This window comes from Streptomyces sp. NPDC085900, assembly GCF_044540925.1.
Lineage (GTDB): Bacteria > Actinomycetota > Actinomycetes > Streptomycetales > Streptomycetaceae > Streptomyces > Streptomyces gilvifuscus.
The window spans coordinates 236,785-247,266 of record NZ_JBITSP010000006.1; the positions used below are offsets into that span (position 1 = coordinate 236,785).

13 protein-coding genes are annotated in these 10,482 nt (G+C 71.9%); 7 read left to right on the forward strand and 6 right to left on the reverse strand.

Features of this window, described 5'->3' with window-relative positions; all coding sequences use genetic code 11:
- Positions 1-210: 210 nt before the first annotated feature.
- From ACIGDI_RS22630 to ACIGDI_RS22640, 3 genes are all read left to right on the forward strand, one after another.
- Positions 211-633 (forward strand): MerR family transcriptional regulator, encoded by a 423-nt coding sequence (locus ACIGDI_RS22630; RefSeq protein ID WP_200702965.1) that lies wholly within the window; start codon positions 211-213, stop codon positions 631-633.
- Positions 630-1,037, forward strand: a complete 408-nt coding sequence (locus ACIGDI_RS22635; RefSeq protein WP_390627975.1) for a carboxymuconolactone decarboxylase family protein — start codon at positions 630-632, stop codon at positions 1,035-1,037. The genes ACIGDI_RS22630 and ACIGDI_RS22635 overlap by 4 nt, the downstream gene beginning before the upstream one ends.
- Positions 1,038-1,140: 103 nt before the next feature.
- On the forward strand, positions 1,141-1,596 hold the full coding sequence (locus ACIGDI_RS22640; protein WP_399900027.1) for a DUF6314 family protein: 456 nt from the start codon (positions 1,141-1,143) through the stop codon (positions 1,594-1,596).
- On the opposite strand, the gene ACIGDI_RS22645 is transcribed toward ACIGDI_RS22640, so the two are convergent.
- The 3 genes from ACIGDI_RS22645 to ACIGDI_RS22655 form a co-directional block, all read right to left on the reverse strand.
- Positions 1,593-2,171: a histidine phosphatase family protein gene (locus ACIGDI_RS22645; protein ID WP_399899397.1), complete on the reverse strand. Its 579-nt coding sequence runs from the start codon at positions 2,169-2,171 to the stop codon at positions 1,593-1,595. The two genes, ACIGDI_RS22640 and ACIGDI_RS22645, sit on opposite strands and share 4 nt — an antisense overlap.
- Before the next feature lie 117 nt (positions 2,172-2,288).
- Positions 2,289-2,732, reverse strand: coding sequence for a GNAT family N-acetyltransferase (locus ACIGDI_RS22650; RefSeq protein WP_399899400.1), 444 nt, complete (start codon positions 2,730-2,732; stop codon positions 2,289-2,291).
- 40 nt (positions 2,733-2,772) lie between these two features.
- Entirely contained in the window at positions 2,773-4,209 is a 1,437-nt protein-coding gene (locus ACIGDI_RS22655; RefSeq protein ID WP_399899403.1) for a PLP-dependent aminotransferase family protein, read from the reverse strand.
- Between ACIGDI_RS22655 and ACIGDI_RS22660 the strand changes: the two genes are divergently transcribed.
- Positions 4,208-5,143, forward strand: a complete 936-nt coding sequence (locus ACIGDI_RS22660; RefSeq protein WP_399899406.1) for a DMT family transporter — start codon at positions 4,208-4,210, stop codon at positions 5,141-5,143. The genes ACIGDI_RS22655 and ACIGDI_RS22660 overlap by 2 nt on opposite strands.
- Before the next feature lie 92 nt (positions 5,144-5,235).
- On the forward strand, positions 5,236-5,430 hold the full coding sequence (locus ACIGDI_RS22665; RefSeq protein ID WP_399899409.1) for a DUF1918 domain-containing protein: 195 nt from the start codon (positions 5,236-5,238) through the stop codon (positions 5,428-5,430).
- A gap of 1 nt (position 5,431) precedes the next feature.
- On the opposite strand, the gene ACIGDI_RS22670 is transcribed toward ACIGDI_RS22665, so the two are convergent.
- The gene (locus ACIGDI_RS22670) at positions 5,432-6,691 is read right to left on the reverse strand and encodes a glycoside hydrolase family 10 protein (RefSeq protein ID WP_399899411.1); all 1,260 of its coding nucleotides are present in this window, start codon (positions 6,689-6,691) and stop codon (positions 5,432-5,434) included.
- Positions 6,692-6,878: 187 nt separating this feature from the next.
- On the opposite strand from ACIGDI_RS22670, the gene ACIGDI_RS22675 reads away from it, so the two are divergent.
- Positions 6,879-7,739 (forward strand): 3-hydroxybutyryl-CoA dehydrogenase, encoded by an 861-nt coding sequence (locus ACIGDI_RS22675; RefSeq protein ID WP_200702973.1) that lies wholly within the window; start codon positions 6,879-6,881, stop codon positions 7,737-7,739.
- A 223-nt stretch (positions 7,740-7,962) separates the two neighbouring features.
- Positions 7,963-8,220, forward strand: coding sequence for a hypothetical protein (locus tag ACIGDI_RS22680; RefSeq protein ID WP_058926401.1), 258 nt, complete (start codon positions 7,963-7,965; stop codon positions 8,218-8,220).
- A 26-nt stretch (positions 8,221-8,246) separates the two neighbouring features.
- Here the strand turns inward: ACIGDI_RS22680 and ACIGDI_RS22685 are convergent, their stop codons facing one another.
- Both ACIGDI_RS22685 and ACIGDI_RS22690 read right to left on the reverse strand, forming a co-directional pair.
- Entirely contained in the window at positions 8,247-8,792 is a 546-nt protein-coding gene (locus ACIGDI_RS22685) for an NUDIX hydrolase (RefSeq protein ID WP_142150650.1), read from the reverse strand.
- A 74-nt stretch (positions 8,793-8,866) separates the two neighbouring features.
- Complete coding sequence (locus ACIGDI_RS22690) at positions 8,867-10,207, reverse strand: transcriptional regulator (RefSeq protein ID WP_272175776.1); 1,341 nt, start codon at positions 10,205-10,207, stop codon at positions 8,867-8,869.
- Between the last annotated feature and the right edge of the window lie 275 nt (positions 10,208-10,482).

Here is a 10,482-nt window from a genome sequence, read left to right on the forward strand (position 1 = left end):
GACGGATCGAATTCCCCATCGGTTGTGCCGCCCACAGGAAGTGACAATGTCTGTTCCGAACAACTCCTGGACTTGAATTCGAGAGAAAAATGAACGGACGGGAAACAGAAATCTCCCGGCGCATGATTTGGCAGTGAACCGAACCCGCCGCCCGCGCTCGCGGAGAGGCCGCTTGACCTGGAGCGCGCTCCAGGTTCTACCGTTCTCGTCATGACCAGCGGACACCCTCTCCCGCGGGACCCGGAGCCGACTCTGACCATCGCCGAGGTCGCCGAGCGCACGGGCCTGTCGCACGACACCCTGCGCTACTACGAGAAGGCCGGCCTCATCGAGCGGGTCGGCCGGACCACCGGCAACCAGCGCCGTTACGAAGCGGCCGACCTGGTCTGGCTGGAGTTCCTGCTGCGGCTGCGCGAGACCGGGATGCCGATCGCCGGCATGCAGCGCTACGCGCGACTGCGGGCGCAGGGGGACGCCTCGGTCGCCGACCGGCTGGCGATGCTGCGCGAGCACCGCGCCGAACTGGCCGACCGGATCCGGGCGTTGCGCCGCAACGCCCGTGCGCTGGACGCCAAGATCGACCACTACGAACGGCTGCTCGACGGGCAGCCGGGGACGGAAGACCCGACATGAGCCAGAGCACCACCCGTGAAGAGCGTTTCGCCCACGGCCTGGAGGTCCTGAAGCGGGTCGACGGGGAGGCGGGTCAGCGGGTCGTCGACTCCCTGGCCGACGTCAATCCCGAACTCGGCCACCAGATCGTCGCCTGGGCCTTCGGCGAGATCTACGACCGTCCCGGACTCGCCCCGCGCGACCGCCAGTTGGTGACGCTGGGCATGCTCACCGCGCTCGGCGGCTGCGAGGCCCAGCTCGACGTGCATGTCAACGCGGCACTGAACGTGGGCCTCACGCCCGAGCAGATCATCGAGGCGCTGACCCACTCGGCGGTGTACTGCGGCATACCGAAGGCCCTGAACGCGACCTTCGCCGCGAAGAAGGTCTTCGCCGAGCGCGGGCTGCTGCCGCTCGGGCAGTAGGGGGTATGAGCACGTCGAAGGGGCCGACGTGGACGACGTAGGGTCGGGGCATGCACCCCGTGGGATCACCGCACCGCCCGTGTCGCCGGACCGGGAGGCGGACGTGACGGCGGGCGGGTTCCGGCCCGTGCCGGACGTCCTGGCGCATCTCGCCGGTCGCTGGCACGTGGAGCGCACGGTGCGGGACCTCGCGAGCGGCGACGAGGGGCACTTCGAGGGGACGACCGAGTTCAGCCCGCTGGAAGGCGGCGGGCTCCTGCACTTCGAGTCCGGCACCTTCGTCTGGCAGGGCATACCGCGCCCCGCCGAACGCACCCTGCGCTTCCTGCCGGGAAGCACACCGGGAACGGCCGACGTGCGCTTCGCCGACGGCCGCCCCTTCCACGACCTGGACCTCGGCACCGGCCGCCACGTGGCCGACCATCCCTGCTCGGCGGACCTCTACCGCGGCGAGTTCACGGTCCGCGACGCCGACCACTGGCGGACGGTGTGGCGGGTGCGGGGCCCCGCGAAGGACCTCGTACTGGTGACGGACTACGTCCGGGCGGGCGGACCCTAGGCCGGCACCGCGTCGAAGCGGAGGTTCCAGCGGCCCGCGCGGCCCGTGACGGTGGTCGTCGACAGGGGGCGCACGTCGAGGTTCCAGTACGTCGACGGCGGCGCCTTGAGGGCGTAGACGAGGGCGGCGCGGACGACCGAGGGCTCGGCGACCGCGACGATCCGGTCGCCGTCGTCGACGGGCCGGGTGTCGAGCCACTCGCCGACCCGGCCGATGAAGGTCAGCAGCGACTCCCCGCCGTGCGGGACGGAGCGCGGGTCGGCGAGCCAGGCGTCCACCGCCTGCGGTTCCCGGGCCATCGCCTCGCCCAGGGTGAGCCCGCGCCAGCGGCCCATGTCGCAGTCGCGAAGGGCCAGCTGCACCAGTGGTGCGTAACCGAGGGCGTCGCCCGTGGCCCGGCTGCGCGGCGTGGGTGAGCAGTAGCGCAGCTCGGCCGCCGCGAGCGGGATCAGCTCGTGGGCGACGCGCTGCACCTCCTCCCAGCCGGCCTGGTCCAGCGGACGGTCGTCCTCGAAGCGCTCGGCGAGCAGCGGGGCACTGCGAGCGGCGGCGAGGAATGTGACCCTGAGTTGCATGCGGCGATGGTGAATCGTGAAGGTTTGCAGGTCAAGGGAAGTGACTCACGAGTCACCGAGGGTTGCCGAAACCTTACCCGCGGGTCAGGATTTGGCGGACAAGTCACCCGAACCGGCTCAGCCGAACTCGAGTGCCATCCAGATCTCGGGCCGCTCCAGTCCGGTGAAGCCGACCTTCTCGTAGACGCCGTGCGCGTCGGACGTGGCGAGCAGGACGCGCCGCAGCCCGAACGGCCGCAGGTGCTCCCGTACGGCCGCCACCATCGCCGTGCCGACGCCCTTGCCGCGCACGGACGGATCGACGTACACGTCGCACAGCCAGGCGAAGGTGGCGCGATCGGTGACGACTCTCGCGTAGGCCACCTGATCTCCGGAAACCGACTCGAACACCCCGAAGTTCAGCGATCCCTCGATCGCGCGCTCCTGCTTCTCCCGGGACCGCCCGAGCGCCCAGTACGCGTCGGTGGACAGCCAGCGGTGCACGCGGTCGGTGTCGAGGCGGCCGGGGTCGGTGGAGAGCTCGTAGCCTTCGGGCAGGCCCGGGGTGTCGCTGTCGGTCATGGCGGGATGCTCGCAGGCCCCGGTCACCGCCGTCGACCGGTTATCCCAGCACCTCCTCGCAGGCGGTACGCAACCGCCGTACCCCTTCCGTGATCTCGCCCACCCCCGCCACCGCCGCGAAGCTCAACCGCACGTGGGCGGCCGGGGGTTCGGCGCTGAAGTAGGGGCGGCCGGGGGTGATGGCGACGCCCGCGCGCAGGGCGGCGGAGGCGAGGGCGGCCTCGTCGGTTCCGTCGGGGAGGCGGAGCCACAGGTGGTAGCCGCCGGACGGGATGTGCGGCAGGGCGAGTTCGGGCAGCTCCCGGCGCAGGGCCGCCGTCATGGTGTCGCGGCGGGCCTTCAACGCCGAGGACACGGAACGCAGATGGCGGGGCCAGGCCGGTGAGCCGACTAGTTCGAGGGCCGCCTCCTGCAACGGGCGCGGGACGAAGAAGGTGTCCACGACCTGGATGGCGCGCAGCCGTTCCAGGACCGGGCCGTGGGCGGCCAGGGCGCACAGCCGGAAGCTCGGCGAGGTCACCTTGGTCAGCGAGCAGACGTGGACGACGACTCCGTCGGGGTCGTCGGCGGCGAGCGGGCTGGGCAGCGGCCCGGCGTCCTCGTGGACGAGCCGTCGTACGAAGTCGTCCTCGACGACGAAGGCGCCCGCCGCCCGGGCGATGCGCAGCACCTCCCCACGCCGCTCGGGGGCGAGCACGGCGCCGGTCGGGTTCTGGAACAGGGGCTGGCAGACGAAGACGCGGGCGCCGGTGGCCCGGAAGGCGTCGGCGAGCAGCGACGGCCTGACGCCGTCGGCGTCCACCGGGACCGGAACGGGACGCAGTCCCGCCGCCCGGGCGATCGCCAACATGCCGGGATAGGTGGGCGATTCGACGAGCACCGGCGCGCCGGGCGGGGCGAGCGCGCGCAGTGCGGTGGTCAGCGCGGACTGGCCGCCGGCGGTGATCTGCACCCCGGCCGCGGTGACCCCGCCGCCGATGCTGCGCGCGAACCACTCCCGCAGTTCCTCCAGTCCCTCCATCGGCGGTCGTCCCCAGGCGCCGGGGCGGCGGCCTGCCCGGGACAGGGCGGCCGCCATCGCCCGCTCCGGCTGCAGCGAGGGGTGCAGATAGCCGCCGTTGAACTCGATGACGCCGGGCGGCGGGGCGGCGAGCGAGACGACCACGCCGGAGGCGTCGACCGTGCGCGGGACGAGGTCGCCGGCGCCGTCGGCGCTCAGCGCGAGCTCCTGCCAGGAGGTGTCGCCGGCGGGAGCGGTGGCGGCGCGCGGCGCGGCCCGGAAGGCGCCCGCCCCCGGCCGGGTCACCACCAGACCTTCGGCGGCCAGCTGGGCCAGGGCGCGCGACACGGTCACCGGACTGACCCGGAACCGGTCGACCAGGACCCGACTGGATGGGAGCTTTCCACCAGGCGAGTAGCGGTCGAGCTCTCTCTTGAGCTGTTCCGCCAGTTCACCGACGCTGCTACGCTGCTGCATGAGAGCACAGAGTAGCGCTACTACGACGACCACGATAGCGGTCAGCACCCTCACGGCCGACGCGGCGGCCCCGGCGGACCGGCGCTCCGGCGCCCTTCAGGCCGCGCTCGGCGTCACCGCCTTCTCCCTCACGTTCCCCGCCACGGCCTGGGGGCTGGAGGGGTTCGGGCCCTGGTCGCTGGTCGCCGTGCGCAGCGTGCTCGCCGCGGTCATCGCCGGGGGCTGTCTGCTGGTGCTGCGGATACCGGTACCGGACCGCCGGCACTGGGCGGGCCTCGCCGTCGTCGCCGCCGGTGTCGTCCTCGGCTTCCCGATGCTGACGACGCTGGCCCTGCGCAGCTCGACCACCGCGCACGCCGCGGTCGTGGTCGGGCTGCTGCCGCTGACGACCGCGCTGCTGTCCGCGCTGCGCACGGGCAACCGCCCCTCGCGCACGTTCTGGGCGGCGGCCCTCGCGGGCGCGGCCGCGGTCGTCGCGTTCACCGTGCAGCAGAGCGGCGGGGCGCTCACGGCCGCCGACCTGTACCTGTTCGCGGCGCTGCTGGTGTGCGCGGCCGGCTACACCGAGGGCGGCCGGCTCGCGCGGGTCATGCCGGGCTGGCAGGTCATCGGCTGGGCGCTGGTGCTGTGTCTGCCGCTGTCCGTGCCGGCCGCGGCGATCGCGCTGTCGTACGAACCCGTGCACCTGACCGCGCACGCCGTGGCGGGGTTGCTGTGGGTGGCGGCGGGCTCGCAGTTCCTCGGGCTGGTCGTCTGGTACCGGGGCATGGCGGCGATCGGCATCCCCAAGGCCAGCCAGTTGCAGTTGGCCCAGCCCCTGCTCACACTGGTGTGGTCGGTGCTGCTGCTGGGCGAGCACCTGACGGTGGCCGCCCCGCTGACGGCCGCGGCGGTGCTGGTGTGCATCGCGGTGACCCAGCGGGCCCGGGGCTGAGGGGCCCAACGGCCCACTTCCCACCGCCGTTCGGCGCCGTAGACTCAGGGCCACGGACCGCTTCTCCCGCACTTGCCGAGGAGGCACCGAAGATGCGCGCAACCGTGGGCGACCAGCTTGTCCAGCACGGCAGGGTGGTAGGCCAACAGGACAAGGTCGGCGAGATCGTCGAAGTCATGGGCCGGCAGGGCAACCCTCCGTACCGCGTCCGCTTCGAGGACGGGCACACGGGCATCTGCTCACCGGGCCCCGACACCGAGATCCGGCACAGGGAATCACAGGCGTGAGTCAGCGCGGGGGCCTCGCCGGCTGCTGGTAGTGGTCGGCGATCACCCTCGCCATCGCTCCGATCGGATCCGCCGCCACGTCCTTGGCGGCGAAGTAGACGTGCCCGCGCACCTCCGGGTGGTCCGCACCCAGGGTGAGGTGCCGGGACAGCTCGGCGGGGTCCTGCCAGGCGGCGGACTGCGCCGGGTCACCCGCCTTGTACAGGGCCTCCCCGATGTACAGCCTGGTCGCGGTGCCCTTCGCCACCTCCGCCCACCAGGGCAGCAGCTCGGCGTAGTCGGCGGCCGAGAAGCCGATGTTCCAGTAGATCTGCGGGCAGATGTAGTCGATCCAGTTCTTCCGCACCCACTTGCGGGTGTCCGCGCACAGGTCGTCGTACGTCTGCACCCCGGCCCGCGTGTCCGAACCGCGGGAGTCGGTGGCCGCGTTGCGCCACACGCCGAACGGGCTGATGCCGAACTGCGCGGCCGGGCGGATCGCCTTGACGCCGGCCGCCGTCTCGCGCACCAGCTTGTCGATGTTGTCCCGGCGCCAGTCGGCGCGGCTCGCGAAGCCGCCGCCGTAGCGGTCGTAGGCCTCGTCGTCGTCGAAGGTCTGGCCGGCCACCGGGTACGGGTAGAAGTAGTCGTCGAAGTGGACGGCGTCGACGGGGTACTTGCGCACCGCGTCGAGGATCGCCGTCTCCACGAAGGCGCGGACTTCGGGCAGGCCGGGGTTGTAGTACATCTTCCCGCCGTACGTCACCACCCAGTCCGGATGCTTGCGCGCGGGGTGCGTGGCGACGAGCTTCGTGGGATCGGTGTGGTTGGCGATGCGGTACGGGTTGAACCAGGCGTGCAGTTCCAGGCCGCGGGCGTGGGCCTGCTCCACGGCCGTGCCCAGCGGGTCCCAGCCCGGGTCCCCGCCCTGGGTGCCGGTGAGCACCTGCGACCAGGGCTCGTACGGCGAGGGCCACAGGGCGTCGGCCGTCGGGCGCACCTGGAGGATCACGGTGTTGAGGCGGTCCTCGACGGCCCGGTCGAGGACCGCGATCAGCTCGGTGCGCTGCCGGTCGGCCGTCAGCCCCGGTTTCGAGGGCCAGTCGCGGTTGGCCACGGTCGCCACCCACACGCCCCGCATCTCGCGCGAGGCCCGCCGGCGCTCGGGTTCGCCGCCCGCCGTCGCGGCACCGGCCGCCATGGCACCGCCTCCCGCCGCGAGAGCCGACAGGGCGGTCACCGCGAACACCCGTCGTGACAGCCCGGACTTCCGGTGCAGCATTCCCCGACCTCCGTGTGCCGATGCGTGAGTCCCGGCGAGATTGTCGACCCGGGCGTCCTCCGGCGTCAGACTGCCACGCGGTACCCGAACGATCGATCAACGATCGCCGGAGGTAACGTGCAGGTTTGGAGCAGGCGCCGAACCAGCGGGTAACCTGCCCGATTCGTAGATCAGCGAAGGGGACGATGTGACCGACATCGAGCGCGTCGGAGTGGTCGGCTGCGGCCAGATGGGAGCGGGCATCGCCGAGGTGTGCGCCCGGTCCGGCCTGGACGTGAAGGTCGCCGAGACCACCGGCGAGGCCCTGGAGATCGGCCGGACCCGGCTGTTCAACTCCCTGGGCAAGGCGGCCGAGCGCGGCAAGATCAGCGAGGAGGAGCGGGACGCGACCCAGGCGCGGCTGAGCTTCACCACGGACCTCGGCGAGTTCGCCGACCGTGACCTGGTGATCGAGGCCGTCGTCGAGAACGAGCAGGTCAAGACCCAGATCTTCCAGGTCCTCGACCAGGTGGTGACCCGCCCGGACGCGATCCTGGCCTCCAACACCTCCTCCATCCCGCTGGTGAAGCTCGCGGTCGCCACCTCGCGCCCGGACCACATCGTCGGCATCCACTTCTTCAACCCGGCGCCGGTGCAGAAGCTGGTCGAGCTGATCCCCGCGCTCACCACTTCCGAGGGCACGCTCAGCCGCGCCCAGGTCTTCGCCGAGAAGGTGCTCGGCAAGCACGCGATCCGCGCCCAGGACCGCTCCGGCTTCGTGGTCAACGCGCTGCTGGTGCCGTACCTGCTCTCCGCGATCCGCATGTTCGAGTCGGGCATCGCCGGCCGCGACGACATCGACAACGGCATGGAGATGGGCTGCGCCCACCCGATGGGCCCGCTGAAGCTGTCCGACCTGATCGGCCTGGACACCATCGCCTCCATCGCGAACTCGATGTACGAGGAGTACAAGGAGCCGCTCTACGCCGCTCCCCCGCTGCTGCAGCGCATGGTGGACGCCGGCCGCCTCGGCCGGAAGACCGGCTCGGGCTTCTACACGTACGACTGACGGCGTCCCGCCGTGTGCACAGTGCCCGTTCCAGGGTGCCGGTCACACAGTGCGACGGTCGCGGGCCCGGCACTCCGCGGAGTGCCGGGCCCGCGCCATTCACACACCGTGTGCGCGCCGGGCCCGCATATGCCGCGCGCACACGCTCCCCACGCGTCCACCAGGCGAGTTGACTCTTCATGCGCATGCAAGGGATGTGACGACTACGGAAAGGAGCGGACTCGTGACCGCCGACCCCGAGCATCCCGTGGTCCATGGAGAACTCGCAGAGTTACGCCGCCGGCTCGACGTCGCCTACGCGCGTGTCGAGGGAGGGCTGGCCCTGCTCAACCATCGCACCGAGGAGACGGACAAGGAGATCGACGACCTGAGCGCACGGATCATCGCACTGGAACACGCCCGCTGGCCGCTGCCGGCGATAGCGACGCTGACCGCGGTGGGCGCGCTCGTGGCGACGATATGGCAGGCCCTGGGCCACTGAGGCGGGACCAGGACGCGGGTGGGGGATCAGGGTTTGGCGTCCTGGCCGAGCCTGAGGTGGTGCAGGAGCAGTAACGCGGCCGCCATGTTGGCGGCCGGGACCTCCCCGCGGGCGACCATGTCGGGGACGAGCTTGAGGGAGACCCATTCCCGGCGGTCCGACTCGAAGTCGTCCACGGGGGGCCCGACGTACTCACCCTCGTCCGACCAGTAGATGTGGTGCCGGGCGTCGGTGAGGCCGTTGGAGGGCTCCACGCTCATGAGGTGGTGCAGGGGGCCCGGCCGCCAGCCGGTCTCCTCCTCCAGCTCCCTGGCGGCCGCGTGGACGACGTCCTCGCCGTCCTCGACGACCCCCGCCGCGAGTTCCCACCCCCAGCTGTCGGTGATGAAGCGGTGCCGCCACAGGAGGAGGACCTCGTTGGCCTCGTTGACCACCGTGGCCACGGCCACGGGCCGCAGCCGTATGAGGAAGTGATCGAGATGCCGGCCGTCCGGCAGTTCGACATCCGCGAGGTTGACGCTGAACCAGCGGTTTGAGTACACAGTTTGTTCGTTCTGCTTCGTCCACTGCACGGTTCTGCCACCTTCCGTCGAGTAAGTGGCAATATCGCAGCAGGGACTGCGGCTCGGCGGTGCCCGTGACCCGTCTACAGAGGTACGCGCAGGGCCCCGTCGATGAGTTCGGCGGCCTCGGCGGTGCCCGCGCAACCGCTGCGCACCAGGTGTTCGCGCACCGCCCGGAGTCTGTCGCGCAGCCGCTGCGACTCCATCCCGCGCGCCTGCTCGGCCATCTGCACCGCGATGGCCACCGCGTTGTCGGCATTGCCGCGGCGCAGCTCGATCGTGCTCAGCATCGCGAGCCGGTGCACGCGCCCCCGGTCGTGCGCCGGGTTGTCCACGGCGGCCGCCGCGTGCTCCCCCGCCGCCACGAGTTCACCGAGGCTGAGCAGCGCCTCCGCCACCTGGACGTTGACCAGTCCGGGCTGGACATAGCCGGTCTCGTCGGGCTCGTACCCGCGCCGGATGCGTTCGGCCGCCTGCTCGGCACGCCGGATGCAGGACAGGGCGGTCGTGCCGTCGCCGAGGTGTGCGTACGCCTTGGCCTGCATCGCGTACAGGTCGCAGGCGAGGGCGGGGGTGATGTGCTTGCCGGCGGCGCGCAGCGCGGCCTCCGCGAAGGCGACGGCCTGCCGGTACTCCCGCATGAACAGGGACTGGTTGACCAGCAGGGCTATCACATAGGCGCCCAGTCCCCGGTCCCCGCTGGCCTTCGCCAGCCGCAGGGCCTGGTGGAAGTAGCGCTGGGCAAGGCCGTGGGCGTCGGAGTCGTACGCGCAGATACCGGCGATCGCCACCAACCCGCCCGTGGCGCGATGCAGTTGACGGCCCGTGGCGTCGGTGTAGCTGCCGCGCAGCAGCGGCGCGGCCTCGGCGTTGAGGAACCCCACGATCCGGGTGCGGGTCGCTATGCCGCCCGCCTTGCGGTACATCTGCTCGTAGTGGGTGCGGGCGGCGCGCAGCATCTCCAGGTCGGCGGCCGTGACCCGGTGCCGGCCTCCGCGCGAGACGTCCACGTCCTCGGGCGGGTTCTCCCACTCCCACACGGGCATGACCGCGGGCGTGCCCGTCACCGCCGGCGCACCCAGGATGTGCGGGCGCTGCTGCTCGTCGGAGCGCCACAGCGCGGTGGCGCGCTCGACGAAGCCGGACAGGGACGTGCCGTGCGGGGTCGACGGCTCCCCCGGCACGCCCAGGCCGATGTCGTCGAGGGTGACGGGTCGGTGCAGCCGTCCCGCCAGCACCTCGCAGATCAGGTCGGGCACCTGACCGCGCGGCCGCTGCCCCTTCAACCACCGCGCCACGGCGGTGTGTTCGTACCGCAGCGCGAGACCGCGTGCCCGTCCCGCCTGATTGACGTGCGCGGCCAGCCCGGCGTGCGAGATCCCGGCCTCGTCCAGGATCGCGTCGAGCAGAGTGTTGGGCTGCATGGGTGCCCCCCGGAAGCCTCGGTGCCGTCAGAGTAGTGGGAGCGCCTTCACACGGGGTGTGAACGGAGTGCAGGAATCCGCAGTGTGCGCGCACTGTCGCGGAGAGTTTCCAGCCGGTTGACTGAAATGCCTCGCAAGAGGCCGGCCGGGCCGCCGGCTCCCCCTCGTACAGTGCGGCGGCCCGCTTCCGCGCCGTCCACCCGCTGCCTGCCCGACACTCCGTGGCGGGGGGACGGCGCGCCGGGCCGAGAGCGAGAGAGATGCCCGCCCAGACC